The sequence below is a fragment of the Microvirga lupini genome, assembly GCF_014191055.1.
Taxonomy (GTDB): domain Bacteria; phylum Pseudomonadota; class Alphaproteobacteria; order Rhizobiales; family Beijerinckiaceae; genus Microvirga; species Microvirga lupini_A.
The window spans coordinates 384,660-409,925 of sequence record NZ_JACHWB010000002.1 but is presented as its reverse complement, the minus strand read 5'-3'; the positions used below and the strand labels follow the sequence as shown (position 1 = coordinate 409,925).

25 protein-coding genes and 2 tRNA genes are annotated in these 25,266 nt (G+C 61.8%); 18 read left to right on the top strand and 9 right to left on the bottom strand.

The window, feature by feature from the left end; all coding sequences use genetic code 11:
* Window positions 1-314: 314 nt before the first annotated feature.
* From FHR70_RS09005 to FHR70_RS08985, 5 genes are all read left to right on the top strand, one after another.
* The gene (locus FHR70_RS09005; RefSeq protein WP_183449289.1) at window positions 315-1,424 is read left to right on the top strand and encodes an AI-2E family transporter; all 1,110 of its coding nucleotides are present in this window, start codon (window positions 315-317) and stop codon (window positions 1,422-1,424) included.
* A gap of 24 nt (window positions 1,425-1,448) precedes the next feature.
* Window positions 1,449-1,607 (top strand): hypothetical protein, encoded by a 159-nt coding sequence (locus tag FHR70_RS09000; protein WP_183449280.1) that lies wholly within the window; start codon window positions 1,449-1,451, stop codon window positions 1,605-1,607.
* A complete protein-coding gene (locus FHR70_RS08995; RefSeq protein WP_183449278.1) occupies window positions 1,604-2,086 on the top strand; it encodes a hypothetical protein in 483 nt (160 codons plus the stop codon). The genes FHR70_RS09000 and FHR70_RS08995 overlap by 4 nt, the downstream gene beginning before the upstream one ends.
* A complete protein-coding gene (locus FHR70_RS08990) occupies window positions 2,079-3,314 on the top strand; it encodes an HlyD family secretion protein (RefSeq protein WP_183449275.1) in 1,236 nt (411 codons plus the stop codon). Before FHR70_RS08995 ends, FHR70_RS08990 begins: the two co-directional genes overlap by 8 nt.
* A gap of 87 nt (window positions 3,315-3,401) precedes the next feature.
* A complete protein-coding gene (locus FHR70_RS08985) occupies window positions 3,402-3,743 on the top strand; it encodes a phasin family protein (protein WP_183449273.1) in 342 nt (113 codons plus the stop codon).
* Between the two features lie 88 nt (window positions 3,744-3,831).
* On the opposite strand, the gene FHR70_RS08980 is transcribed toward FHR70_RS08985, so the two are convergent.
* Complete coding sequence (locus FHR70_RS08980) at window positions 3,832-5,109, bottom strand: MFS transporter (RefSeq protein WP_210277549.1); 1,278 nt, start codon at window positions 5,107-5,109, stop codon at window positions 3,832-3,834.
* 497 nt (window positions 5,110-5,606) lie between these two features.
* On the opposite strand from FHR70_RS08980, the gene FHR70_RS08975 reads away from it, so the two are divergent.
* Window positions 5,607-6,830: an alpha/beta hydrolase gene (locus tag FHR70_RS08975; protein WP_183449271.1), complete on the top strand. Its 1,224-nt coding sequence runs from the start codon at window positions 5,607-5,609 to the stop codon at window positions 6,828-6,830.
* Window positions 6,831-6,932: 102 nt separating this feature from the next.
* Here FHR70_RS08975 and FHR70_RS08970 read toward each other — a convergent pair whose 3' ends face one another.
* The 4 genes from FHR70_RS08970 to FHR70_RS08955 form a co-directional block, all read right to left on the bottom strand.
* Window positions 6,933-7,454 carry a GNAT family N-acetyltransferase gene (locus FHR70_RS08970; protein ID WP_183449269.1) on the bottom strand — a complete coding sequence of 174 codons (522 nt, stop codon included), beginning with the start codon at window positions 7,452-7,454 and terminating at the stop codon, window positions 6,933-6,935.
* Between the two features lie 84 nt (window positions 7,455-7,538).
* Window positions 7,539-7,988: a hypothetical protein gene (locus FHR70_RS08965; RefSeq protein ID WP_183449267.1), complete on the bottom strand. Its 450-nt coding sequence runs from the start codon at window positions 7,986-7,988 to the stop codon at window positions 7,539-7,541.
* Window positions 7,989-8,056: 68 nt separating this feature from the next.
* Window positions 8,057-8,344 (bottom strand): hypothetical protein, encoded by a 288-nt coding sequence (locus FHR70_RS08960; protein WP_183449265.1) that lies wholly within the window; start codon window positions 8,342-8,344, stop codon window positions 8,057-8,059.
* Between the two features lie 368 nt (window positions 8,345-8,712).
* Window positions 8,713-9,162: a hypothetical protein gene (locus FHR70_RS08955; RefSeq protein ID WP_246407966.1), complete on the bottom strand. Its 450-nt coding sequence runs from the start codon at window positions 9,160-9,162 to the stop codon at window positions 8,713-8,715.
* 570 nt (window positions 9,163-9,732) lie between these two features.
* On the opposite strand from FHR70_RS08955, the gene aqpZ reads away from it, so the two are divergent.
* The 7 genes from aqpZ (at window position 9,733) to FHR70_RS08920 (ending at window position 15,755) form a co-directional block, all read left to right on the top strand.
* Window positions 9,733-10,485 (top strand): aquaporin Z, encoded by a 753-nt coding sequence (gene aqpZ, locus FHR70_RS08950; RefSeq protein ID WP_183449263.1) that lies wholly within the window; start codon window positions 9,733-9,735, stop codon window positions 10,483-10,485.
* Window positions 10,486-10,595: 110 nt separating this feature from the next.
* Entirely contained in the window at window positions 10,596-10,922 is a 327-nt protein-coding gene (locus tag FHR70_RS08945; protein WP_183449261.1) for an ATPase inhibitor subunit zeta, read from the top strand.
* A 517-nt stretch (window positions 10,923-11,439) separates the two neighbouring features.
* Complete coding sequence (locus FHR70_RS08940; RefSeq protein WP_183449253.1) at window positions 11,440-11,901, top strand: hypothetical protein; 462 nt, start codon at window positions 11,440-11,442, stop codon at window positions 11,899-11,901.
* A 29-nt stretch (window positions 11,902-11,930) separates the two neighbouring features.
* Window positions 11,931-12,575 carry a L,D-transpeptidase gene (locus FHR70_RS08935; RefSeq protein ID WP_246407964.1) on the top strand — a complete coding sequence of 215 codons (645 nt, stop codon included), beginning with the start codon at window positions 11,931-11,933 and terminating at the stop codon, window positions 12,573-12,575.
* A gap of 45 nt (window positions 12,576-12,620) precedes the next feature.
* On the top strand, window positions 12,621-13,649 hold the full coding sequence (locus FHR70_RS08930) for an amino acid ABC transporter substrate-binding protein (protein WP_183449251.1): 1,029 nt from the start codon (window positions 12,621-12,623) through the stop codon (window positions 13,647-13,649).
* A gap of 507 nt (window positions 13,650-14,156) precedes the next feature.
* Window positions 14,157-14,465, top strand: coding sequence for a hypothetical protein (locus FHR70_RS24595; protein WP_425487851.1), 309 nt, complete (start codon window positions 14,157-14,159; stop codon window positions 14,463-14,465).
* 267 nt (window positions 14,466-14,732) lie between these two features.
* Window positions 14,733-15,755, top strand: a complete 1,023-nt coding sequence (locus FHR70_RS08920) for an AraC family transcriptional regulator (RefSeq protein ID WP_246407962.1) — start codon at window positions 14,733-14,735, stop codon at window positions 15,753-15,755.
* Window positions 15,756-16,687: 932 nt separating this feature from the next.
* On the opposite strand, the gene FHR70_RS08915 is transcribed toward FHR70_RS08920, so the two are convergent.
* Entirely contained in the window at window positions 16,688-17,218 is a 531-nt protein-coding gene (locus FHR70_RS08915; protein ID WP_183449245.1) for a Spy/CpxP family protein refolding chaperone, read from the bottom strand.
* Between the two features lie 910 nt (window positions 17,219-18,128).
* Window positions 18,129-18,205, bottom strand: a tRNA-Pro gene (locus FHR70_RS08910).
* Window positions 18,206-18,353: 148 nt separating this feature from the next.
* Between FHR70_RS08910 and FHR70_RS08905 the strand changes: the two genes are divergently transcribed.
* The 5 genes from FHR70_RS08905 to FHR70_RS08885 all read left to right on the top strand — a co-directional run bounded on the left by FHR70_RS08905 (window position 18,354) and on the right by FHR70_RS08885 (window position 23,275).
* Window positions 18,354-18,428: transfer RNA gene (locus tag FHR70_RS08905), tRNA-Gln, on the top strand.
* Window positions 18,429-18,904: 476 nt separating this feature from the next.
* Window positions 18,905-19,909 carry a taurine ABC transporter substrate-binding protein gene (tauA, locus tag FHR70_RS08900; RefSeq protein WP_183449243.1) on the top strand — a complete coding sequence of 335 codons (1,005 nt, stop codon included), beginning with the start codon at window positions 18,905-18,907 and terminating at the stop codon, window positions 19,907-19,909.
* Window positions 19,910-19,977: 68 nt separating this feature from the next.
* The gene (gene tauB / locus FHR70_RS08895; protein WP_183450176.1) at window positions 19,978-20,766 is read left to right on the top strand and encodes a taurine ABC transporter ATP-binding subunit; all 789 of its coding nucleotides are present in this window, start codon (window positions 19,978-19,980) and stop codon (window positions 20,764-20,766) included.
* Window position 20,767: 1 nt separating this feature from the next.
* Complete coding sequence (locus tag FHR70_RS08890) at window positions 20,768-21,649, top strand: ABC transporter permease subunit (protein WP_183449242.1); 882 nt, start codon at window positions 20,768-20,770, stop codon at window positions 21,647-21,649.
* Window positions 21,650-21,838: 189 nt separating this feature from the next.
* Window positions 21,839-23,275 carry a pyridoxal phosphate-dependent decarboxylase family protein gene (locus tag FHR70_RS08885; protein ID WP_183449240.1) on the top strand — a complete coding sequence of 479 codons (1,437 nt, stop codon included), beginning with the start codon at window positions 21,839-21,841 and terminating at the stop codon, window positions 23,273-23,275.
* A gap of 137 nt (window positions 23,276-23,412) precedes the next feature.
* Here FHR70_RS08885 and FHR70_RS08880 read toward each other — a convergent pair whose 3' ends face one another.
* Both FHR70_RS08880 and FHR70_RS08875 read right to left on the bottom strand, forming a co-directional pair.
* Entirely contained in the window at window positions 23,413-24,057 is a 645-nt protein-coding gene (locus tag FHR70_RS08880; protein WP_183449238.1) for a ThuA domain-containing protein, read from the bottom strand.
* 31 nt (window positions 24,058-24,088) lie between these two features.
* Window positions 24,089-25,264, bottom strand: a complete 1,176-nt coding sequence (locus FHR70_RS08875) for a Gfo/Idh/MocA family protein (protein ID WP_183449236.1) — start codon at window positions 25,262-25,264, stop codon at window positions 24,089-24,091.
* Window positions 25,265-25,266: the final 2 nt, after the last annotated feature.

Sequence of the window (25,266 nt, the reverse complement as noted above, 5' to 3'; positions counted from 1 at the left end):
AACCGTGGGCCGATGAAACAAGGGGAGGTCGCAATGACTTCCAATCTCTTGTCCTTGAGCGGGGTAGCCCCCCTTGTGGCGGCTCTTCTTTGGGCGGGGGGCGTCTTGGCCCAGGTGCCTGATCAGGCACCTGACCGGGCAAAGCATCGCCAGTCCACGCCGCAGTCTGTTGAGCGGAAGGAAAATGAGCAGACGAACGTTGATGCAGTCCAGGCAGCTGCAGATCGAAAGTTCCGTGAGATGGACCGCCGCCTGAACCGCACCCTCCGCAGCGTCTGTGTCGGCTGCTGAGGCTGTTACACCTGGAGGAAGCAGTGCGTTCAGTGGATCCTCACGATGCGATGAACAGACGGGAATGGGCTGATTCTTCCGAGGCGTCCTACGTCGAGAAGGCTCTGGGCCTCGTGCTGCTCCTGGTTCTGGCCGTCGGATGCATCCTGGTGCTCTGGCCGTTCCTGACGGCTATCCTCCTTGCGGTCATCCTCTGCGTGTCGACATGGCGGCTGTTCCGGAGGATGGAGCATCTGATAGGCGGGCGACAGACGCCGGCGGCCCTGCTCATGACCGTGATGATCGCCGGCCTGCTCGTGCTTCCCCTGTTGGCCTTGGGCGCGAATCTGGCGGACGATGTCACCCGGCTCGCTGCGGCCGTCCGTGCCACCATCGACCAGGGGTTGCCGCCGCCCGGTTGGCTCGGGCGCCTGCCTCTGGTTGGGCAGGAGGCAGAACGGGTCTGGATTCAGGTGACGCAGCAGGGCGCCGCACTTGGGCCGACGCTCGCGCCCTACGTGCGGCCTCTGCGCGAGTGGGCGCTGCACCAGGGAGCCTCTCTTGTCTCGGGCACACTCCAGGTTGTCTTCGGCATCGTCCTGGCGTTCTTCCTTTATCGCGACGGCGCCTATGTCGAGACGCGCCTCGACTGGGCCATGTCTCGGCTGGGCGGCTGGCGGGCGCAGCATGTGCTGCGAACCGCAGGGATGACCATCGTCAGCGTGGTCAACGGCGTCCTCGGCACGGCTTTCATCCAGGGCACCCTGCTGGGCGTCAGCTTCTGGCTGGCCGGGGTTCCGGGCGCCATCGTGCTCGGGGCCGTGGGCGTGGTCCTTACCCTCCTGCCGATGGGTCTCGTGCTGCTCTGGCTGCCCGCCGCCCTGTGGCTGATGTCCTCAGGCCACACCGGATGGGCCGTGTTCGTGATGATCTGGAACGGCCTCTTCGTCGGGACACTCGACAACCTCCTGCGTCCGTACCTGATCAGCCGCGGCGTCAGGATGCCGATGGTGCTGATCTTTCTTGGCGTACTCGGCGGTCTGCTGGCGTTCGGCATTGTCGGGGTCTTCCTCGGTCCGGTCCTGCTCGCCGTCGCCCACACCCTGTTCCAGGACTGGGGACGCGCCAGTGACACCGCGCCCGGACCAGCCTGATCAACCGCAAAGGAGAGGGAGCTCATGGATGATCTCACTTCGAAAATGGATGGCATCACAGTCGATGAGTGGACCGCCGCGACTGAAGCCAATCTCGCACTTGCGTCTGAGTTGACCTGGGCCCGTGCGGTGAAGGTTGTCCTGGTGAGTGCCTCAAATGCCGCAGTAGGAGCAATAGCATGACCGCGTCACTCAATCCGGCCGCACCTCACCACCTGCCGATCTTCATCCCCGCGCCCGGCGGAACCGATGTCCTGATGGTGGTCGTGGCCGTGTTTCTGGTGCTCGCCGTGCTGGCGATCGGCCTGCTCTTCCTGCGCCTGCACACCCTGCCGGAACGGATCGCTCACAAGGGCAATAAGCTGCAGTTCGAGATTGTCGCCATTCTCGGCCTGCTGGCGCTGTTCACCCACGTGCACCTGTTCTGGGTGGCCGGACTGCTGCTCGCCCTGATCGATATTCCCGACTTCGGCAACCCGCTGCGTCGCATCGCCGGGTCGTTGGAAAAGATTGCCGGCATCCCGCCAGGCGAAGGCGCGGGCGAGGCTCCCGATGAACGTGGCGCCGCCGGGCAGCACACCGAAGAATTGGCTGATGGCACTGTCGAAGTGCCGAAAACCATCACTTTGCCCCGCATGCCAAAGGAGCGGACCCATGCTTGAGCTGCTTCTCTGCTCTCTGCTGACGATCCTGCCGGACTATCTCTACCGCCGCTATGGGCAGGGCAAGCGGATCGGCAAGGAGATCACCCTCTATTCGGTCTGGTTCGAATTGCGCTGGGGCATCGTGTCCTGCCTGATGCTCACTATCGGGCTGATCACGGTGGTCTTCTACAACCATCCATCAACCACGAACGCCACGGCGTACTTCCGCACCATTCCGGTCCTGCCCGAAACCAATGGGCGTGTTGCCGAGGTGTATGTCGATGGCGTGAGCGGGGAGGTCAAACAAGGTGCGCCGCTCTTCCGGCTCGACAGCTCCAAGCAGGAAGCCGCCGCGGAGACAGCCCGGCGCAAGATCGCCGAATCTGACGCCGCCATGGTGGTCGCGCGGACCGACATCCAGGCGGCCGAAGGTAGGCTTCAGGAGGCGAGAAGCGCTTATCAGCAGGCGGTGGACGAACTGGAAACCAAGCAGGAGATCTACCGTCGCAATCCGGGTGCCGTGGCCACGCGGGACATCGAGAAGCTGCAGGTCGCCGTGCAAGGGCGTCAGGGCACCATCGACGCCGCTACCGCCGCCAGACAGCAGGCCGAGGCACAGCTCTCCACGCTGCTCCCTGCCCAAAAGGCCAGTGCCGAGGCCGAGCTGGCTCAAGCCGAGGTGGACCTGTCGAAGACGGTCATCCGGGCGGGCGTCGATGGGCGGGTCGAGCAGTTCACGCTACGGGTGGGTGACATCGTCAACCCCCTGATGCGCCCAGCCGGGGTCCTAATCCCGGAGGGCGCCGGGCGGGGCCGCCTGCAGGCTGGCTTCGGGCAGGTCGAGTCCCAGGCGCTGACGGTCGGGATGGTGGCCGAGGCGACCTGCGCGTCGCGGCCCTGGACGATCATCCCGATGGTGGTCACCGGAGTGCAGGACTATATCGCCGCCGGCCAGGTTCGTAGCGGTGAGCAGTTGCTCGATGCGCAGCAGCTGACGCGGCCGGGAACCGTACTGGCTTTCCTCGAGCCGCTCTACGAGGGAGGGTTCGACGGCGTCACCCCTGGCAGCAGCTGCATCGTCAATGCCTACACGAGCCATCATGAGGAGATTATCGCGCCCGAGACGGGTACGATTCGAGGATTGGTTCTTCACGCCGTGGATGCCGTCGGACTTGTGCATGCCATGATCCTGCGCATCCAAGCGCTGCTGTACCCCATCCAGACCCTCGTGTTCGGTGGGCACTGACATCAGGATGAGCGGCGGGCTTCCCCCGCCTGTGCCAGACGAGAGCGCCTCTTCCAATCGGAGGAGGTTTGTCGAGGAGGACGAGCTATGACCACCATGTCGAAAAGTTCAGGAACATCGGACACACTGCGAAGCGGTGCCCTATTTGCTGTGTCAGGCGACAGCGGCCGCGCCATCGCGAACGCTGCAGAAACCTGGTTCGCCGCGGCCGCCGAATGCCAGCGCGACATGATGAGCTTCGTGTCCATGCGCCTGGAGAAGGACGCGGAGACCTCCCGTGAGATGATGGGCTGCAGGAGCGTCGCGGACGTGACGGCCATTCAGTCCCGCTGGATGGAGGAAACCCTCCGCGACTACAACTCAGAGATGACCAAGCTGATGACCATCTGCAGCAGGTCCGTGAGCGGCGGAGCAGGCCCGAAGGGTTGATAGTTCCCTTGCGCCGTTTGCCTGCCTGACGGCTCCCATCCACGCCGGGCGTAGGCGCCTGGCGTCAGGGCTCTTCACTCTCTGCTTGTCAGGCGAGGGGCAACGCCGGCTGGACTTCACCCCGGGAGTCCGGCTGATTGCGGGCCCGGTCGGCCTCTGGGTCGATTATGAGAAATCCCGCCAGCGCCCCCAGGATGGCTAGCCCTCCCGCGATCAGGAGAGCCGTGCGGATCCCTTCCGCCGGGTGGGCGCCGATGTCGACCACCACTCCCGTGACCACCGGAGCAAGGGGGCCGGCCAGCGTCGTGATCGCGTTGGTGACGCCGAGGGCCGCCCCGCGCTGCTCAGCCGGAGTGACCTCTGCGATCAGGACAGGCCCAAGCACGAACATCACATTGCAGAGGGAGAAGGCGATCATGGTGCATGCGATGATCGGCACGGATCCCTCGGATCGCGCTAACAGAATGACGATCAGACCCGCGGTGAGGGTACTGGCGCACGCCACCGATCCGCACGCCAGCCGGCTCGTAATGCCGCGCCGCTTCAGGCCGTCGGACAGAATCGAGACGCCAGGCAGGAGCACGATCTGACCGAGTGAGACCAGCATCATGATCCAGCCGGTCTGGACCGGCGTATAGCCGAAGGCCTGGGTCAGGAAGACTGGCAACCAGACGACCGCCAGGGTCAGCAGCCAGTAGGCACAGAAGCCGACCACCTGGACGCCGATGGCCGTCCGGTATCGGAACAGCTGGCGGTAAGACAGACGCGCCGCAGGGTCACCAGCATTCACATTGTTGGGCACGAGAGGGCCCTCGCGGGCCATCAGCAGCCATACGATGCACCAGATCAAGCCGAACAATCCGAGAAGCCCGAAGGCGGCGTGCCAGGACCACGCCGCGACGATGGCGACGATCACGGGAGCTGCGATCCCGTTCCCCGCGAGCGCGCCGATGGCGATGAGGCTGGTCGGGACGGCGCGGCGCTCGCTCGGGAACCACTTGTAGGCGGCATGCAGCGCGACCGGATAGGCCGGGCCCTCACCGAAGCCGAGGGCAACCCGGTTGGCGACCAGGGCGGCGACCGAAATCGACAGCATCATCGGCAATTGGCACAGGGACCAGATCACCGCCAGGGCGGCCAGCACCCACTTTGTGGCAACACGGTTGACAAGGAAACCACCGATCACACCACCCACTGAGAAGAGGGTGAAGAAGCTCGTCGCGATCAAGCCAAATTCGGTGTGGCTCAGACCCAGATCTTGCATGATCGGAACGGCGGCAAGGCCGAGCACCGCCCGGTCGGCGAAGTTGATCAGCATGAACAGGAACAGCAGGGCCACCATGATCCAGGCGTGTGTTCGATCCACTGTTTCATCCGCGAGCGTGGTTCGCGGGTGCACGTCCTCCATGGCATTGCCCCTTCCTCAACGAAAGACGAAACCGTCGCGCGGCAGCGCAAAGGTTTTGTGACAATGATCTCCGGGCCCTTCTGGCCACCAAGCGCTGCCATCCCGTCAGGCCGTGATCACGGCGGGGATATTCCGAGACTGGGCCCTTTCAATGTCTTAAACTGTCAAGCGAGCGTCCCCGACGGTCAAGCATGACCATCTTGGCAAACTAGAGTGACCCCAAAGGCAGGGGAAGCCAAGGTGCTTTGCAATCCTGGTTGCGATCAACTCGCGGCGAGATCCGATCCGGACATGGCGTGTGGTTGGCCAGTGCCATCCCCTGAGTTGCCTGAGGGTACTTGAGGAGGCACGGATGCAGAGCTACGAGGGAGTGGTGCTGCGGCTGCATATAAAGCGCGAGGGCCTGATGCTGGCCGCCGGGGCCTATTCCATCCGCATCCAACTCCGGTGAGCCGATGCTCGCACTTCGCAGCCTGCTGGTCCTTGCCCTCTTCCTGCCACTTGGCGCCTGTGCCAGCGTCAAAGGTGTACTGGTGCCTGTGAGCGCATCGGTTCCAGGGGCGAGCAAGGTCGACATGCTGGTCGCCACCACCCGCAAGCGGACAGATCCGGCGGAGCTGTTCTCGGGTGACCGCGGACCGGCGGCGACGTTCGCCAACATCACGGTCTCGATCCCGCCCGAGAGCGCCCGGCAAGTCGGCGAGGTGCAGTGGCCGCGGCAGGTGCCCGGCAACCCGGCCGCGGACTTCGTCACGCTCAAGGCCGATGTGATCAGCCAGGATCAAGCACTCGCCTGGTTCCACCGGAACCTCCGGACCGTGCCCAGGCGGCAGGTGCTGGTGTTCATTCACGGCTTCAACAACCGCTTCGAGGACGCAGTCTTCCGCTTCGCCCAGATCGTGCACGATTCCGGTGCCCCGGTCGTACCAATCCTGTTCACCTGGCCTTCGCGCGGCAGCGTGCTGGCCTATGGCTACGACCGTGAGAGTACGGCCTATTCCCGCAATGCCTTGGAGAACCTGCTGAAGGCGATCTCTCGTGATCCATCGGTCAGCGAGATCTCGATCCTGGCGCATTCCATGGGTAATTCGCTGGCGCTCGAGACCTTGCGCCAGATGGCGATCCGGGACGGACGGGTTACGCCAAAAATCCGCAATGTCCTGCTGGCGGCGCCGGACGTGGATGTGGATCTCGCGCGGGAGGCGATCATCGATATGGGGCCGAGAGCCAACCGGCCTGCCTTCACCCTGTTCGTGTCTCAGGATGACAGGGCGCTGGCGGTCTCCCGGCGGGTGTGGGGCAGCGAGGCGCGACTAGGCGCGATCAACCCCGATCAGGAGCCGTATCGGACCCAGCTCGAACAGGCGAACGTCACCGTGCTGGACCTCACGAAGCTCAAGGCGGGCGATGCCCTCAATCACGGCAAGTTCGCGGAAAGCCCCGAGGTCGTCCAACTCATCGGCAAGCGGCTCGCCGAGGGCCAGACGGTGTCGGATTCCCGTGTCGGGCTTGGCGACCGGATCATCCAGGTGACCGCAGGTGCGGCCACTGCGGTGGGCACAGCGGCGGGTCTGGCCGTATCGGCTCCCGTGGCGGTCATCGATCCACAAACCCGGCAAAACCTTGGGGCTCATGTCGAGGAGCTAGGGCAGTCCGCGTCCGATGTCGTGGCGCCATAGAGCATTTTTCGGCGACGTGGATCCGGTTCGCCGTCAAGAAATGCGGCAAATCCAGAAGGAGAGATGATTCCACGCAAGTGGAACCAGCTCTCGTCATCAGGCTCATGAGAGCTGAAGCACGATATGGGTCGCATCCGGCTCCCGCCGCGTCGTAATCCCGAGCCCACTGGTCCCGAACACCTTCAGCATCGCCGTGTTGTTCGGCAGAACATCGGCAGTCAAAGCGCTGAGACCGGCATTGCGAGCCAAGCTCACAAGATGCCGCAGCAGGACCGCGCCGATGCCCTTGCCTTGGTGCCCATCGTCCACCGCGAAGGCGACCTCAGCCTGTCCGGGCGGGCCCACAATGTAGCGTGCCCCGCCGACGATCACCGGCTGTCCGTCCTCCTCCAGCACGGCGACCAGAGCAACGTGGCTCACGAAATCAACATTGACATAGAAGTCGACCTCTTGATCGGTGAAGCCATGCTTGAAGGTGAAGAAGCGCCGGTAGAGGGATTGGTCGCTCGTCCGGCCGATGGCAGCGAGCAGACCCGCCCGGTCCGCCGTCCTGATGGCGCGAATTTTAACCGTACGTCCGTCGCGCAGGATCTCGCTGGCCAGGTAGTTTCCCGCTTGCACCATCGTGCTCAACTCCCTCAGGCCACGTTGGAGACGGCGCTGTTCACTATTCCGCGGGTTATCCTAGTGGCTCCTGCGCGAAGGATCTCAGTAGTGCCGGCGATAGGCCACCCGCGGCCCGAGGTAGCGTGGGCCATAGTAGCCCCGGTACGCGCCATAATAGCGAGGTCCGTAGTAACGTGGGCCATAGTAGACGCGCCGGGGATAATAGCGCGGACCGTAATAGACCGGTCGCGGATAGTAGTAGCGCGGAGCGTAGTAGCCGGGCCAGGGACCATAGCTATAGGCCGGATACCCATATCCATACCCGTAGGCTGGATACCCGTATCCGTATCCATACCCATAGGCGGGGGCAGTGGCCGCTGCAGTGATCAGGCCTCCCAGGATTGCGCCGCCGACCAGCCCCGCTGCGACGGCACCACCACCGCCCCAGCCATTGTGGTGATAGTACCTGCCGCGCCAGTACTGAGCATCCGCCGTTCCGGCACTGCCGGTCACGATCAGGGCGGCAGCGGCGAGAGTTGCTAGTTTCCTCATGTCAGCCTCCACAGGCTTGGTATCCGCCCCCTTCTGTCGTTTCATATCGTGCATCAAGACCATCGCGGCTAGCGTCTCAGCTTCGATTGTTGCATAGGGCCTCTGTCGCCTTCGCTTCCACCGGAAACAGTGTTGAGGCACAGCCGGATTTGGTTGTCGTCGTTGTCACGCATGGTCAGGCAGACCTCGGCTTCCTCCAGGCAATCACTTGGATTGCCGTAGCGCGCGCACAACTCCTCGCTCTGGGCCCGGATGGTGTTAATGAGCCCGTAGACGAAGTTGCCAGCTCCGTCGCGCGTTCCCGAAGGCTTCCGTGCCGGCGCCTCGCCGGGCGTAGACCGCTTGGAAGAGGCCACTACCGATCTCCTGCGTGTGATCGCGAGCTGGGTTGTCGGCCAGAGCCGAACGAGTCAGAGGGAACGGGCCCAGGAGGCTGACCATCATCATCATCGATACGGCCCAACCTGTTCGCGCCGTTTCCGTGCCGATCCCCATTGCTGTCCTCCCTGGTTGCCCAACGACGCCTGTGAGTCCAGCTTTGTCCTGCCCGAACCGGGTCAGACACCGAGAGGGTTACCATCACGGACAGCATGGCTGCCCGCCAGCCGCACCGGATCAGGCTATGCCAACGGAATTCCGATGCTTGACGGCTTGGGACAAGATCTTGACACTTTTGGACAGACCTCCGGAACCAGGGCAGGGCACCCGGCAGCAGCCGTTATCGTTATTGCGAGCACCGCCTGTATTCGGTGCCGGTCGTGTCCTGCTCGTTGAAATAGCGCTTGAGCGAGCCATCCGTCTCTAGTGCCATGAGAACCCGCACCTCGTTGCCCGCCACAGCGTTGGCGCAGTCGAGAACGAGACGTTGCCGATCGCCATTCGGCCGGACCGATTTGATGCGGCACGAGGCCTGGGGTGTCCTCAGGCGGTTGCCCGAGACGATGAAGGCAGGCGCGAAGATGTCGACCGGCTTCTTAAACGACGCTCCTTTTCCGCCGGATGAGTAAACCTCTGCGCATTCCGCGGTTCCGGACAGCCAGGCACCCTGGTATCCGGCAAGGCTGCTCTGCGCCATCGCGCCCGACGCGGCCGCCGAGAGGCCCAAACCGAGCCCCGCAGCGATCGTAAATCCCGCAACTCCCATCTTGATCTCCTCCAACATTGAAAACGACATCGATCCCTGGTCGGCGCAGGTGGCCAACCGCCTCTCCGTCGGGACACCGGCAAACAGGCCCATATGGACAAGACCCCCTTAGCCATAGGGGCGCGGTCGCCCATGAAATCACCCTAGTCCAGCCTCGGCGAGGTGCTTGATCGATCCGGACAATTGCTTGACAGTTTGGGCCGGTGATCCGGCCGGACACTGTGAAGCGTTCGGACAGCCTGACAGCCGGCAGGCATGCTTCCTTGCCGGCGATGCGCGCCGGGTGGCTGCGGGTCGAGCGGGCTAGGGCCACCGATGCGATCTGATTGCCAAGGCAATCAGCTTGTGGGCCGATGATCAGGCGTGAACGCCTTGGCGGCCAAAACTGTCAAGCGATTGTCCCTCTCGGTCAAGCGCCATGTCGTGGCTGGCCTACAGTGGGGCTGCGGGGAGTTGATGCTGCCGCACGCTGAGGCGAGGGGATCCATGTCGAAACGATCCCCGCGTTGCACTTAGGCTCCCGACGGGCCTGCCTTCTTCAGCACCGCTGCCGACATCACTCCTGAACAGCCAGCCGTTCGGCGCCCCAAGGAGTTTGCCATGGACCTGCACAACACCCAGAATATTCATCGGTGCGTTGCCGAGGGCATTGGCACCTTCTGGCTCACGTTTGCCGGCTGCGGCAGCGCCGTCATCGCCGCGGCGTTTCCCGACGTGGGCATCGGCCTGCTCGGCGTTTCGCTCGCCTTTGGCTTGAGCGTGCTGACCATGGCCTACGCCATCGGCCACATCTCCGGCTGCCATCTCAACCCGGCAGTGACCGTCGGCCTCGCGGCGGGCGGGCGCTTTCCCAAGCAGGATATCCTGCCCTACGTGGTCTCGCAGGTCCTCGGCGCGATCATTGCTGCGGCGGCCCTCTATGCCATCGCCACTGGCTCGCCCGCGTTCGATCTCGCCAAGGGCTTCGCGGCCAACGGCTACGGGGCGCACTCGCCCGGACAGTACAGCATGATGTCGGGCTTCATCGCCGAGGTGGTTCTGACCATGATGTTCCTGTTCATCATCATGGGCGCCACCCACGGCAAGGCGCCGTTCGGCTTCGCGCCAATCGCCATTGGGTTGGGGCTCACGCTGATCCACCTCGTCGGCATCCCGATCACCAACACGTCTGTCAACCCGGCCCGCAGCACCGGCCCGGCCTTGTTCGCCGGCGGCTGGGCGCTGGCGCAGCTCTGGATGTTCTGGGTCGCGCCGTTGGTCGGCGGGGCTTTGGGCGGTATCCTCTACCGCTGGCTCAGCGAGGAGCCCTCTGCGCAGGTCACAGGGGTCACTCCGCCAGCACCAGCCGAGTAGCGGACAACGCCTGGCATGAGGCATGGCCTTTTCCCTAGGCATCGACGGCGTGTTTGAATGCTGATGCGCTCGGACGGGGCAACCCAGGATGGCCAATTGGAGAACTTCGCATGACCAGCTCCAAGGATGTGGAAAGGACGATGCTCCGCAACAAGCTCCTCGGCCGGTGGGCTGCCGGGAAGCTGGGACTCACGGGCCGCGATGCGGAGGCCTATTCGGACGCCCTCGCCAGGGGCGCGGTCGATCCCGAGCGCAGCGACGTGTTCAGCAAAATCCGTAAGGACTTCGATGCCGCAGGCGTGCCCGAATCCGACGAGCGCATCCTCCACGTCATGACTGAGCTCATGCTCAAGGCTGGCAACCTGATGCCGACAGCGCGGGGGGATGCCCTTGATGGTGCGGCGGTGGCGCTCGCGCGCAATCTCATGTCGCGGTGAGGCCTACCATGACTTGTCCGTGGTCGTTTCGGTGACCACTACGCGCCGGCTAACTCGTCTGGCGTCGATCTGCTGCTGAATTCCCAGGGTGCTTGTCCTTGGGCCTACCCGCACGGAGGAGCCCGTTCGTGTAAAGCGCAGGTCACCTTGACGTCCGGTCTTTGACCGCGGAACGGGCCAGCCGCTGTCCCAAACGGCCTAGGAAACGTCTTGAACTGTCAAGCATAACGGAGTGAGCCCACATAGGGTCCTTGCACACAGGCGGAACAAGCACTGGGCGTGACAAGGGATACGCAGCCTTTCGAAAGCGTACTTTCAGCGGTGCATGCTGAGCAGGTGCACGGGCGGTGAAGGCGCTTGTCGACCAAGACCGTCGCTGTTGCTGAACCAAGGAATCAGACCACGATTACAGGAGCGAGACGTGCCGCGTGTGTCACTGATCACTGATATGGATGCAAGAGCGACTAAGAGCCGGAAACGGACCCTAGCCCTCTCCGGAGCCGCGCAGCCTCATCGGATGTTCCTTACCCGTCCTGCCATTGCAGGGATCGCGTCGCTCTTCGTAGCAGGCTGTACCCTCACGTCGGACGAGGCTCCTTCCTCTGCCACTGTCGAGGCTCCCGCCTCTTTCACGCGCGAGCGCCTGATCGGGCGGTGGGGCATTGCATCGTTCCATGTCGACAAGGACCGCCCGAGGACGGAACGCGAGGCAAGGGCGCAGTGTGGTCAGCCCTACACCATCGCGAAAGGCCCGACCGATGGCGTGATGATGCATGTCGCCGACGATCCGAAGCTCTATGAACTGCGTCTCAAGGGCGATAGCGCCGGTCGGACTTATGTCGGCTTCGAAGCGCCGCCGGGCGATCCGCAGGATCGCGAGATCCTCTCGTCAACCAATGATTTGATGACCATGCGCTTCGTCGATCCGGATGCAAACCGGCGTTACGGCACCTTCGTTTACGTGCGCTGTCGTGCCTGACAGTTGAAGGCTAATCCCCGGAGGAGAAGATGCGGACATGCGATGACCGGATGGCCTCGGCGAGTGCGACACTTGCACTGGTAATCGGACTTGCTCTGGCGATTTGTCTCCCCGATGCAGCGGATGCGCAGGCCGCACTGAAGCCTGTCATCCAAGAGACGCTTCAGATCGGTGATGAACCGGGGCGCATTTCGACGGAGGAGGTTGTCATCACCGATGGCCCTTATGCCCGGCAGGTGGTGTTCTTCCGCTCCAATGAGGCGCCTGGAACCCTGATCATTCATACCTCGGAGCGGTTTGCCTATCTGATCCAGGGCAACAACCGTGCCCTGCGCTACGGAATCGGAGTCGGGCGCGAAGGGTTTCAGTGGTCCGGCCTCGTGCGCGTCAGCCGCAAGGCCGAATGGCCGGACTGGCGCCCGCCACCGGAGATGATCGCGCGCCAGCCCTATCTTCCACGCTTCATGGCTGGTGGACCCGGGAATCCGATGGGGGCCCGCGCCCTCTACCTCGGCTCAACAATCTTCCGCATCCACGGCACCAACCAACCGGAGACGATTGGCCATGCCATCTCCTCCGGCTGCTTCCGATTGGCCAACGGCGACGTCATCGACTTGTACGAGCGGGTACCGGTCGGCACGAAGGTTGTGGTCCGCCAAGGCGCCAGCCTGTGACGGCCCAGAAGAGCGAAGTGCATCATGCGACGGAGACAAAGGATCATGTTGAAAGCGGCCAAACTCTGCGCCCTAGCCTGCGCTAGTCTCACACTGGCCTGTGCTTTCGCGGCCCCTGGTGCCGCCGGAACGCTTGAATCCGTGAAGCAACGTGGCGTCCTGCAATGTGGTGTCAGTGAAGGGCTGTTCGGGTTCTCGGAACGGGACGCGAAGGGCGGCTGGTCCGGATTCGATGTTGATTTTTGCCGTTCTGTGGCGGGAGCCATCTTCGACGACGGGTCGAAGGTTGCCTTCGTGCCGCTGTCCGCCAGCGAGCGGTTCGAGGCGCTGCGCGCAGGGCGAGTCGATCTGCTGTCGCGGACCTCGACCTGGACCCTGGAGCGGGAGGCCGGCCTCGGCCTTGCCTTTGCGGGTATCACCTATCATGACGGCCAGGGCTTCATGGTCATGCGAGATCTCAACGTTTCCTCAGCGCTGGAGCTCGACCGCGCCACGGTGTGCGTCGAGAGCGGCACGACGAGCCAGCTCAACCTTGCCGACTTTTTCCGAGCCAACTCCATGACCTACGAGGAGCGTAAGTTTCCAAGTGCCGCAGAGTCTCTCGCGGCCTTCCAGGCCGGTCAATGCAAGGTCCTGACGCGAGATCAGTCGGCGCTCTATGCCGAGCGCCTCAAGCTGCCCCAGCCGGCCGCTGCCGCGATCCTTCCGGACGTGATTTCGAAGGAGCCGCTCGGGCCTGTGACGCGCGCTGACGACTTCGCCTGGTTCACGCTGGTAAAGTGGGTGAACTTTGCTCTCGTGAATGCGGAGGAACTCGGGATCTCATCCCGGAATGTGGCCGAGGCGACAGCCTCTCACAAGCCGGATGTGCGCCGCTTTGCGGGCCAGGAGCGAGGCCTCGGCAGGATGCTGGGATTGGAAGATGCTTGGGCGCTGCGCGCCGTCCGGGCGGCAGGCAACTACGCTGAGATCTACGAGCGTAACCTCGGCGTCGAGTCGCGGCTCGGCATCCCGCGCGGCCTGAATCAACTCTGGAACATGGGAGGAGTGCTCTATGCGCCTCCCATCCGGTGACGGAGATCGTGCTACCATCATCGACTGTGGCTCAATCGGTCGGTCACCTGGTACACATAAAAGGGTGGTGGGGTTGACCATCGACTGACCAGGGTTCTCTTCACGGCGTGTCCCAAACTGCACAGCGCCTGTCCTGAAGTGTCAAGCACGGCTTGCAGGCCGATAGGATGCTGGTCCCAGACCGACCATGGATGACATCATCCATAAATCCTTGTTCCGCCTGCGACGGGACCGCTCCTTGGTGCTCGTGGGCATTCATGGGAGAAGCGCATGCACAACAGGTGCTCAAGCCGATTCCTCCTCAGAATAACCGGATCCGCTTGCATAATGGCCTTGCTGGCCGTCGCCGGGACATCGGCAAAGGCAACTCCCCTGTCGTTGAGCACCTCACAGATAGAGGTCCCATTCACGCTACTCGGAATCGTTCAGGAACGAGATCTGGACTATGCACGGGCAGCCGCACGCGGCCCGCGGGGCGGGGCCGTCGCGCGCGGGCCGCGCGGAACAGTGGCCCGTGGTCCTCAGGGTGGAGTAGCCGCGCGCGGAGCTTACTGCGGAGCCGTGGCCCGTGGCCCGGCGGGCAATGTCGCGGCTCGTCCGGGGTACCGGCCACCCGTGCCGGCGGGCGGCTGGTATCGGCCGCCGTCCTACTGGTGGCGCCCCGGGGCCGCAGTGGCGGCCGGCGCGGCACTTGGCTTCGTCACGGCTGCGGCCGCGACCACCTACGCCACTTCGCCGGCGCCTGCCGCTGGCTATTGCTGGTACTACACCAATGCGCAACGCACCCAGGGCTTCTGGGACGTCTGTCCCCGGTGAGAGTGCTGTGCATGCTGCCAGCGGCCTTTCATTATACAATCATGGATACGGCAGGAATCGTCTGTTGGACCCTCGCGGCAAGGGAGCACGCGATCCTTTCCCGGTCCAATCACGTCCACAGTGTTCGGCGAAACCGGTTGTGAGGCGTGCGACATGTGTTCGGAACTCAACGAGGGCATGACGATGAGAGGTGACAGCAAGCGAGAATCTCTGGTTCCTGGCCATGACCCGAGGTACTCGATACTGGTTCCAGCCACCGCTTTCGGGATGTCCCGGCGAACCATTCCTCCGGGTTATATCCACCTCGGGGTCAGCAAGGAGATTGCTCCGACCCTGCGCGACTTCGGCATCGCGCCCGATCCGCTGATCCGCGAGGCCGGACTTGATCCAAAACTGTTCAACGATGGTACGAGCGTCGTCGCGCTCATCACTCTGGCTCGACTTTACGCTCTATGCGTCGCCCGAACGCACTGTTCGCATTTCGGGCTGCTGGTTGGTCAGCGCGCTACGATCCTGTCCATGGATCTGATCGGGAGATTGATGCAGCACTCGACGACCATAGGCGAGGCCTTGGAAGGGCTCGTGTCCAACCTGAGTGTCCAGGATCGGGCCGTGGTTGTCTCGTTGACGGTCAACGATGGCATGGTCCTGCTCACGCATGCGGTCTATCGGTCCCAAATGGAGAGTGCGGAGCAGATCACCGACGCATCTCTGGCCATCGCGGTCAATGTGCTGCGCACCCTGTGCGGCGGCGATTGGAGGCCGACCGAGGTGCTTGTGCCCCGCATGGCCCCTGCTGAGACCGAACCCTATCGGCGTCATTTTCGAGCTCCTGTTCGATTCAATCAGGAGGTCGCCACCCTCGTGTTCCCGGCCGAGGACTTGAAGCGCAAGGTGGCGGGAGCCGACCCTCTGCTGCACGCTATGCTGGAGGAGCGCCTCCGGCAGATGAGGGCCAACGCGGGATCCGAGTTCTCGGATGACATCCGCCGCCTGCTGCGCACGCGACTGACGAGCACCCGCTGCTCGGCGGAGGACATTGCCGACCTGCTGGCGATGCACCGTCGTACCCTGAGCCGGCGCCTCAAGGATGGCGGTTCGGGCTATCGAACCATCATCAACGAGATCCGCTTCGAGATCGCCCGGCAACTGCTGCATGAGACCGATGTGTCGCTTGCGCAGATCGCGGCAGCGCTGGGCTATTCCGAGGCCAGTGCCTTCACCCGCGCCTTCCGGCGCTGGTCAGGCCAGACGCCAACAGCCTGGCGGAGTGACGGCCATCCCAGATGACAGACCAACGGGCACAAACAGTCCCGGGACTGCCTGCACCAGTTCAGATCGATCAATGCAGAGCGAATTAACGGGCGTCAGTAAGGCAAGCCTCGCATCGGCATTGCGGCTCCCCCAAAGGTGTCGTTGCGAAAGCCCGGTGATTGGGTAGCCTGGGACGAGACGTAATTCGGCGGCTGCGAGTTCGGACCAGAGCTTGAGACACAACCCGTCAATAAGGCGCTTGCCGCAAGCGCGGCGATGATCGTTCGCATGAGATCCCTATGCTCCGCGACCAGTGGCCAGGGTCTCGTCGACGTTTCATCCCCTTCGTATCGAAACATTCTCTTCTCCATCCTCTGAAAGCTGTCTGGTTCGGCACGAACGATCATCGAATAGGGATGGGCATTCGGTGTGAAAGCCGGAGCGGATAGCCTTTAGGATTTGGAGCATTCCTTATCCGAGGGAGGTTAGCTTGACTGTTCGAGACAGGCGCTGAACCTTTTGGGACACCACCCGGCTGTGGCAGAACGACTGGGTTGTCGGTCCGCCTGTGGTGACGGTTGACGAAGCTCATCATTACGCGCCCCGTGCCGCGTTGCGCAGGCTCCAGACAGGGCAAATGCATGACCCGGTCAGCGCCGGCCAACACGATTAACCGGACCGCCGCGGTTCATCGGAGTGCCAGGGCGGATGCCAACGCCCGGAGCACCGACGCCAGGGGGCATCGCGGCACGTCGGGCCGTGGGCGCAGCCGGTCGCGCGACACAGCCCTTCGGCACGCCAGCTGTCTTGCAGTAGACAACTGCATTCGTGGCTTCCGGAATTATGGACAGAGCGATGAACGCGGCCAGTGCCAAAACGGCACGGTACGTGAATCTCACGGCCAGCATGACCAACCTCCATCCTTGTGGACTCGGCGCTTGCCATCAGGCGCGCTGTCCTGGATCGGCTTAATTGGGTAACAACCAAAGCTCGATGTCCTCCTCGTCATCCATATCCATACGTCGGTTCTCCATTGCGGTCCGGAATCCGCCAATCGCATGCACGGTGACGAGGCGCAGCCGTGTCTTCTGGTCGGGAGTGAGGCTTTGGTAAAGCGGTTGCCAAGCATCGGCGAGCTTCCTCAGGCCCGCCGCACGGTCCGTCAGGACATCGGCGCGTTGCCGGTAGAGCTGCACCGGATCGACGTCGCGCGACTGGCCCAGGCGCTCCCCCAGCGCCGCTAATCGGCGATAACGTGTTTCAGCCCTGGCACGGATCGCTTCCTCCACGGCGGGCCAGAGCTTCTCCTGATCCGGGGTGAGCTGCAGTGCAGCCTTGATCACCCCAACCCGAATGTCGGTCAGCATCTTGAAATCTGCCTGGCTTGGCCGTCCACTCTCAGGTGAGTTAGTGGCGCCAGAGGTGGCTTGCTGTCCATGGGCTACGGGCGCGCCAACGATGAACAGGGCTGACATCACGCCGATCATTCCCTTTCGCATTTCGGTCTCCTGCTGATTCCCACACCCACCAGCTTAAAGACTGGAGCACTGCCTGCTTGACGGCTTGGGACACTTCCTTGGCAATTCGGGACGCTAAGCGTTCGCCTCGGCGCCCTTTGCCACCTGTTTCTGATCAATCCGAAACATGCTCTTTGCTGTCGTTTGACCGGACACGCATTTGCGTCGGGGTGACCCCGGTCCATCGCTTGAAGGAATTCGTGAAGGCGCTGGTCTCCTGATAGCCGAGCAGCCAAGGCAATCCGCGAGACAGGGAGGTCAGGATCCTTGAGGTAGTGTTGCGCCAGATCGAGCCAGACACCTTCCAGAATGGCCGCGAAGGTCAACCTCTCGTCCGCCAGGCGCCGAGCCAGCGTCCGCCGACTCATGCCGAGAGAGTGTGCGACCTCGTCTGAGCCGGCGCCGAAGCCAATGGGACAATCAAGGAACTCTTCGACGAGACAATCAAGGAACTCTTCGACGACAGATGACTTGGCGCAGCGAGGATAGGTGACGCTCATGCGGATACCCCGCGGTCCGGCTGACTGCCTATCTCTGGCGCTAGCCCCGCGTCCTCAAGAAGGTATGTGGTCGAGTGGCGGGGCAAGCCCATGGCGCGACGTGGTCCGCCATACATGCACCACACTGCAGCGATCCGGGGCATGCAGCAGGACGTCGACCCCAGGGAGCTCGACGGGTACCCCGGCGACCACGGACGTGATCGAGCGCCGCTAAGGCCACGACTCACCCACCCAGGAGGGTGCGCGCAACGCCATGGGCGGGCAGGGCAGGAAGAAAAGGGTGGGGTGGCCGATCCCTCGAAATCGGAAGGAGTACCTGGTCGAATGTTTGGATGGGGAATATCTAGACAGATTCTGTGGGGATTAAAACCCTTGTATTTTAAGGGTTTAAATGGTCGGAGTGGCAGGATTTGAACCTGCGACCCCCACGTCCCGAACGTGGTGCGCTACCAGACTGCGCTACACTCCGACACCGAGAAATTCCCGGGAGGCCGGTCTTATAGCGGCGAGGGGGGAGCGCCGCAAGGGGAGATTTGAGCCTTTCTGGCAGTGTTCAGCCATTTACAAAACGGTGTTGCCAGCCGCGTTTGGGCCGATTATGTACACGCCACATCTGTTGGGGCGTCGCCAAGCGGTAAGGCAGCGGTTTTTGGTACCGCCATTCCCAGGTTCGAATCCTGGCGCCCCAGCCATCCCAGCCCCCTGCATTATGCGCTGCACTTTTGGGAAATCCGGCGAAACAGGTCGGGTCCTATACCTTTCATGGTGCAAGCTTCTATAAGTCCAGGCTGGAACTTTATTTTCGTGCACTGCCCCAGATTGCCGTTTTTGTCTGACCGATGGAGGTCTTGAGGGCAGATCCATAGGCCGAGCGGCACTAAACCATGAATGATTGTTCTGAGCGACCTGGATGGGCTGAATGACGATCGGGTGACAACCTCCGCCATGGGCCCATGCATGTGCTCAAGGTCTAGTCAGTAGCTTAGAATAGCGGCATTCGTGGAATATAGACGAGTGTAGTAATCTCGGCGGAAAGGGCTGGAAGATATGTTGTAACTAAATTGTTGCAGGCGCACTTTACTGATTCTAGCTTGTGCTTCGACCAGAATCGGCTGTGATCCAAGCAGCCGCCTCGGTAATCCAGAGCTGCCATAATGAGATTGGGAACATGAAACAACCAATGATCTTCAAGGCCTTAAGCTTGAGCGTTTTAACGGCATTCAGTCTGCTGGCCGGCGGTGCCGTTGCTGCCGATAAGGAAGTCACCTTTGCTCATCAGGACATGGTGACCCCGTTGCGAGTGCTCATGGATGAAGGGACCATTGAGAAGGAAACTGGCTACAAGATCAATTGGCGCAAGTTCGGCGGTGGTGGTGATGTGGTCCGAGCAATGGCCTCTGGCGATGTGCAGATCGGCGAAGCTGGTTCAAGCCCCATTGCAACGGCCGCCTCCCAAGGCATGGACATCCAGCTCTTCTGGATCCTAGACGACATCGCCAATGCCGAGCAGCTTGTGGCGCGTAATGGCACCAACATCAATTCCGTTGCGGACCTAAAGGGTAAGACCGTCGCGACGCCTTTTGTGTCGACGGCTCATTACCAGCTCATCTTCGCATTAACGGATGCAGGAGTTAACCCAAAGGATGTGAAGATCCTCAATATGCGGCCGCCGGAAGTTGCCGCCGCATGGGAGCGGGGAGACATAGACGCCACATTCATCTGGGATCCCGTTCTCGGTAAAGCCAAGCAGAATGGAAAGGTGATCGTATCGGCAGGCGAACTTTCCCAAAAGGGCAGGGCGACCTTCGATGGCATCATGGTTGATCGCAAATGGGCAGAAGCCAACAAACCTTTCCTGATCAAGCTCGTAAGGTTGATCGCCCAGAAGGATGCGGAATATAAGGCCAAGGCAGAAGTTTGGAGCGCTGATTCCCCACAGGCAAAGGCCATCGCGAAGCTCACCGGAGCGGCGCCTGCGGATGTTCCAGGCTCCCTGGCAGCCTATCGTTTTCTGTCCCTGGACGAGCAGGCATCCCCAGCTTGGCTGGGTGGGGGGGCCGTCAAAGCCCTGGCTGATACTGCCCAGTTCCTGAAGGAGCAGGGTCGTATCCAGGCACTTGCCCCTGATTATGCCAAATTTGTCACGGATGAGTACGTTAAAGCCGCGAAGTAGAAGTTTGAGAACGAAAAGTGGAAGGTCGCGCCTCATGAGGCGCGACCTCTTTGCGTAAGGAGGGTGGCATACTCGAGATCAGCAACCTCAGTGTCCATTACGGAGAAGGGCCGTCGAGGACCGTCGCTCTGTCGCACCTTGATCTAACAATCGAATCTGGCGAGTTTGCCGTTGCGCTCGGCGCATCGGGCTGCGGCAAGACTACGCTGCTGTCCGTGATTGCAGGATTCGTGAGGCCAACGGCAGGCAGGGTTCTTCTGGATGGCGCCGAAATCCGGACGCCAGGTGCGGATCGCGGTGTCGTGTTCCAGCAGCACGCACTCATGCCCTGGCTAGACGTGGGTGACAACGTAGCCTTCGGCCTTAGGATGCGTGGCATGTCCAAGCCCGAACGGCGGCGCATTGCTGCCGAGATGCTCAATCTTGTTGGATTGTCCGATTTCGTCAATCACAAGATCTATCACCTGTCAGGGGGCATGCAGCAGCGCGTTGGACTTGCGCGTGCCTTGGCAAACAATCCACGCGTGCTGCTGATGGATGAGCCTTTCGGCGCCTTGGACGCGTTCACACGCGAACAGGCCCAGGAATTGGTCGTCGATCTTTGGCACCGTACCGGGAAGACGGCTTTCTTCATCACGCATGACGTGGAGGAGGCGGTCTTTATGGCCACGAAGCTTGTGATTATGAGTCCGCGTCCTGGCCGGATTGTCGAAACCATCGATCTTGATTTTTCCCGACGCTACATCGAAACCCGCGATGCGCGCGCCGTGAAGTCGTCACCTGAATTCATTGCCGTTCGTGAGCGCGTGTTGAACACCATCCATCGCCGCGACCATTTCGCTAAGACTGAGGCCTGACATGGATACCTTGTCTGTTTCTGAATCCATCGACAAGACCTCTTCAGGGTCCAGCATCGTCGACCTTCCCCCAAAGCAGGACGCCAAGGAAAGGTCGACGCGTCAGTTCCGGCTGCTGGCTAAATCCAAGCATGCCATCAGCATCGTCACTGTGTTTCTTCTGCTGGCGCTTTGGGCTGCCACGACCCATCAGGGTTGGATCAAGCCACTCTTCCTGCCCGCACCAGAGTCCATCGGTGCTGCCCTAGGACAGGCCATCAATGGTGAACTCGATGGCGAGCCACTCTGGGTTCACCTTATCACCAGCCTGCTTCGCATTATGGGAGCATTTACCCTGGCTGTCGTTGTAGGCGTGCCTCTCGGGCTAGCCATGGGCATGAACCGAGTGGCCAGGGGCATCTTCGATCCGTTGATCGAGTTCTACCGTCCCCTGCCACCCCTGGCTTATTTGCCCCTGATGATCATCTGGTTCGGCATCGGAGAAACCTCGAAGGTTCTGCTCATCTTCCTTGCATGTTTCGCACCTGTTGTGCTCGCTGCGCGCTCTGGTGTCTTGTCTGCCTCTCAGGAACAGATCAATGCGGCGCGCTCCATGGGCGCTAACCGGGTGCAGGTTTTGCTTTATGTCGTTCTGCCTGCCGCTCTGCCCGAGACCTTGGTCGGGCTGCGCATCGGGATGGGCGTTGGATGGACGACTTTGGTGGCCGCGGAGATGATTGCAGCGAACGCAGGCATTGGCCAGATGGTTCTCAACGCATCGAATTTTCTGCGCACGGATGTCGTGATGATGGGTATTTTGCTCATCGGTATCTTCGCTGGCATGTTCGAGTTCGGTATCCGCCAGCTCGAGCGCGTGCTGGTGCCCTGGAAGGGCAAGGTTTGACCCTAGAGTAAGACCAAGTTGATAACGTCTGCTCCGTGGCGCGGTTGGTTCGGTTGCACCGCCACACTTGAATGTTTCTCCGAGGTAAGCTCCAAACGAGGAAGGCGTAATTGACGCCACCATCACCAAGGCTTTCCGAATTCTTCAGATGGCGGCATAACTTCAGATTCTGCCGTAGGAGTAAAATACATGCGCGACAAGACCACACTCGATCCTGTGGACTGGGATGATTTGCGCGCAAACGGGCATAGAATGCTCGACGATATCCTGAACTACATTCAGAACATCAGGGAGCGTCCGGTCTGGCAGCCGATTCCTGGCGAGGTCCGTGACCACTTCAAGAGCCCGGTTCCCGTCGCCGAGAACGATTTGGCTGTGGTTTATGATGAGTTTCTCAAGAACATCCTCCCATTCTCCACGGGCAATGTACATCCTGGCTTCATGGGCTGGGTACACGGCGGAGGGAACCCGGCAGGAATGCTGGGTGAAATGCTCGCTGCGGGCCTGAATGCAAACCTGGGAGGTCGGGATCACACGCCGATCGAGGTCGAGAGGCAGATCACACAATGGGTACGAGACATCTTCGGGTTCCCTGAAGAGGCTACCGGCCTGTTCGTCACCGGCACGTCTACGGCTAACCTGATTGGAGTGTTGGTCGCCAGAACCGCTACACTTGGCACTGAGGTCCGCCGCTCCGGCCTCGCTGCGTCTCGAAGGCAGCTCGTGGCTTATGCATCTGCTGCGGCACATGGGTGCGTCGCGCGGGCGTTAGAGATTTCCGGGATCGGCAGCGACGCGTTGCGACTGATAGAGACCGACGAACTGCATCGCTTGGATACTGGCGCGCTGGAGCGTGCGATCATATCCGACCGCCACGAGGGTCTGCTTCCTTTCCTGATTGTCGGAACGGCTGGTTCGGTCGATGTCGGTGCGATCGATGACCTTGCTGCCATTGCAGAGATTGCTCAGCGTGAGAAGCTCTGGTTCCATGTCGATGGCGCTTTCGGAGCTCTCGGCATTCTCGCGCCAGAAATTCAGCCCCGATTGAAAGGGATCGAGAGTGCCGACTCAATCGCCTTCGATTTTCATAAATGGGGCCAAGTTCCTTACGATGCAGGGTTTATCCTTGTGCGTGACGGCTCTCTCCATCATGACACTTTCGCATCTCGCCCGGGCTATTTGACCCGCGATACCCGAGGGCTCGCCGGTGGATCGCCTTGGCCTTGCGACTTTGGCCTAGATCTCTCGCGTGGCTTTCGCGCTTTGAAAACTTGGTTCACGCTCAAGGTCCACGGCACCGAGAAGATCGGTGCCGTCATTGCGAAGACATGCACTCTAGCACGGGATCTCGAGAGCAAAGTTGTCGCTGAACCCGAACTTGAATTACTTGCGCCAGCACAATTGAACATTGTTTGCTTCCGGTACCGGAGCGAGGATCCAGATCGCATCAACTCTGAAATCGTGGCCTCCCTCCATGAATCAGGGATTGTCGCACCGTCCGTAACTGTGCTTTCCGGACGAGTCGCCATTCGCGCAGCACTCGTCAATCATCGCACCGAAGCTTGCGACGTCGATGCCCTGGTGCAATCAGTACTTGAGCTTGGTAGGAGTTTGGCGAGAAGCTAATCCGCTCCACATGTATAGCCTGATGAATCTCTCGAGGTTTGCATGTGTTTGTAGGAAAAGGTGCATCATGTCATGGTCGATGAGCAAAATTATACTTTCGCGTTCCATTCCGCGAAGGAGGTGAACGACCGTATCACTCAGATGCGCGCCGCCCAGACCATGCCGCGCTTCAGGATCATGCGCATCTCCGGCACCTCGAATTCCTTCGCCACGTGACCAAGGGAACTGTAGAACACGCGCCCCTGGCCGTGCCGGCGCTTCCAGACGACTGGCATCACCACGCCTTCGATCCAGAGTGCATGATCGCCGGAAAAGGTGGTGGTCGCGAGGACCTCGTTCGAAGGATCCACATGCATGTAGTACTGCTCGGACCGGTAGTCGAAGTCGCGGATGCCCTCCATGACCGGGTCGTCAGTCCGGGTGATGTTGACCCGGTAGTCGATGATGTTGCCCGGATGGGCCACCCATTGGCCACCGCACATGAACTGGTACTCGACGGTATCCCGGAATGCATCGCCCATTCCACCATGGAAGCCAGCGAGACCAACGCCCTCGCGGACAGCCTGCGAGAGATTGGCGACCTCTTCCTTCTCGATCTTCGACATGGTGAAGATCGGCACGACAAGGCTCATCGTGGAGAACCGAGGACTGGCGAAGGCGCGGGTTGAGTTCTCCAGGTGCACCCTGAAGCCCTCGTGCTGCAGCATTCCGGCGACGATTCCCGCGCATTGCTCTGGCTCGTGGCCATGCCAGCCGCCCCATACGATGAGTGCTTCCCGCATCTCTCGTTCTTTCTCCCAAGAATTCGAAAGCTCAGGCGGCGGATGCCGTCTGAGGAGGGCCCTTCCAGAGAATGGAGGCGTCCGCGTCTTCCAGGGTGGCGGGGCGTTCGAGACTGGTGGTGATCGCCCGAGGCTGGCCGGTGGCCGCGCCCTCGAGGATGCTGTGCATGACCTCGAGAACATGCAGGCCAAGACGTCCGCTGGAGCGATGCGGAGTACCGTTCAGAACGGCGCTCGCGAGATCGGCCAAGCCGAGCGCCCGGTAATTGGCCTTGTTCGGCACGTCGGGTGCCCAGTTAGGCGAGCGCCAGTTGGGAACGCCAAGCGGCATTTCGCCCGAGTCGACCGCGCGCCAGTCTCCGCCGCGCTCGGTGACCTCCACATGGCCGCCGAAGAAGTTCGGATCCGGCACGCGCAGGGATCCTTCCGAGCCGTAGATCTCGATAGCCGGATGGCTGTGCTTCCACACGTCCCAACTCATGCAGAAGGTCACTTGCGCGCCTGAGGCGAATTCGAGCAGCGCCGTCACATGGGTGGGCGTCTCGACCGTGATGCGGTGGCCCTTGCGGGGCGACTCCGCCGTCACGATCCGCTCAGGGTAGCCGATGCTCGACATGGCGAAGACGCGCTGCACCGGGCCGATCAGGTTGACGAGGGTGCTCAGATAATAGGGCGCCATGTCGAGAATCGGGCCGCCGCCCGGCTTGAAGAAGAATTCCGGATCCGGGTGCCAGTGCTCCATACCGTGGGACATGAGGAATGCCGTCCCCGACAGGATGCGGCCGATGGCGCCATCGTCGACAAGCTTGCGGGCAAGCCGCCCGCCGGCGCCAAGGAAGGTGTCCGGGGCGCAGCCGAGATGCAGGCCGCGGGCCTCCGCCTCGTCAACGAGTTTGCGGCCCTGCTCGAAATCGACCGCCAGCGGCTTTTCGGAGAACACGTGCTTGCCTGCGCTCAGCGCTGCCAGCGAGACGCCGAAATGAGCGGCCGGCACAGTGAGGTTGACCACCAGATCGATGTCGTCGCGGGCTAGGAGCTCATCGACAGCCATGGCTTCGATGCCGTGGCGGCTTGCCTGGGCCTGAGCGACTTCCGGTCGCATATCCGCGCAGGCGCGCAGGGTAAGACCGCGATAGGCGGGAATGTTCTGGAGATAGATGCCCGAGATGTTGCCGCATCCGATGATGCCGACATTCAGCGAATTCATGA

Excerpts from the sequence above, each read along its gene's own strand:
- FHR70_RS08990 (WP_183449275.1), top strand. The coding sequence starts at position 2,079 with ATGCTTGAGCTGCTTCTCTGCTCTCTGCTGACGATCCTGCCGGACTAT.
- FHR70_RS08920 (WP_246407962.1), top strand. The coding sequence starts at position 14,733 with ATGTCCCGGCGAACCATTCCTCCGGGTTATATCCACCTCGGGGTCAGC.
- FHR70_RS08930 (WP_183449251.1), top strand. The coding sequence starts at position 12,621 with ATGTTGAAAGCGGCCAAACTCTGCGCCCTAGCCTGCGCTAGTCTCACA.
- FHR70_RS08995 (WP_183449278.1), top strand. The coding sequence starts at position 1,604 with ATGACCGCGTCACTCAATCCGGCCGCACCTCACCACCTGCCGATCTTC.
- FHR70_RS08985 (WP_183449273.1), top strand. The coding sequence starts at position 3,402 with ATGACCACCATGTCGAAAAGTTCAGGAACATCGGACACACTGCGAAGC.
- FHR70_RS08955 (WP_246407966.1), bottom strand. The coding sequence starts at position 9,162 with ATGTCGTTTTCAATGTTGGAGGAGATCAAGATGGGAGTTGCGGGATTT.
- FHR70_RS08935 (WP_246407964.1), top strand. The coding sequence starts at position 11,931 with ATGCGGACATGCGATGACCGGATGGCCTCGGCGAGTGCGACACTTGCA.
- FHR70_RS08880 (WP_183449238.1), bottom strand. The coding sequence starts at position 24,057 with ATGCGGGAAGCACTCATCGTATGGGGCGGCTGGCATGGCCACGAGCCA.
- FHR70_RS08965 (WP_183449267.1), bottom strand. The coding sequence starts at position 7,988 with ATGAGGAAACTAGCAACTCTCGCCGCTGCCGCCCTGATCGTGACCGGC.
- FHR70_RS08945 (WP_183449261.1), top strand. The coding sequence starts at position 10,596 with ATGACCAGCTCCAAGGATGTGGAAAGGACGATGCTCCGCAACAAGCTC.
- FHR70_RS08915 (WP_183449245.1), bottom strand. The coding sequence starts at position 17,218 with ATGCGAAAGGGAATGATCGGCGTGATGTCAGCCCTGTTCATCGTTGGC.
- FHR70_RS08885 (WP_183449240.1), top strand. The coding sequence starts at position 21,839 with ATGCGCGACAAGACCACACTCGATCCTGTGGACTGGGATGATTTGCGC.
- FHR70_RS08970 (WP_183449269.1), bottom strand. The coding sequence starts at position 7,454 with ATGGTGCAAGCGGGAAACTACCTGGCCAGCGAGATCCTGCGCGACGGA.
- FHR70_RS08890 (WP_183449242.1), top strand. The coding sequence starts at position 20,768 with ATGGATACCTTGTCTGTTTCTGAATCCATCGACAAGACCTCTTCAGGG.
- FHR70_RS08875 (WP_183449236.1), bottom strand. The coding sequence starts at position 25,264 with ATGAATTCGCTGAATGTCGGCATCATCGGATGCGGCAACATCTCGGGC.
- tauA (WP_183449243.1), top strand. The coding sequence starts at position 18,905 with ATGAAACAACCAATGATCTTCAAGGCCTTAAGCTTGAGCGTTTTAACG.
- FHR70_RS09000 (WP_183449280.1), top strand. The coding sequence starts at position 1,449 with ATGGATGATCTCACTTCGAAAATGGATGGCATCACAGTCGATGAGTGG.
- aqpZ (WP_183449263.1), top strand. The coding sequence starts at position 9,733 with ATGGACCTGCACAACACCCAGAATATTCATCGGTGCGTTGCCGAGGGC.
- FHR70_RS08940 (WP_183449253.1), top strand. The coding sequence starts at position 11,440 with ATGTTCCTTACCCGTCCTGCCATTGCAGGGATCGCGTCGCTCTTCGTA.
- FHR70_RS08975 (WP_183449271.1), top strand. The coding sequence starts at position 5,607 with ATGCTCGCACTTCGCAGCCTGCTGGTCCTTGCCCTCTTCCTGCCACTT.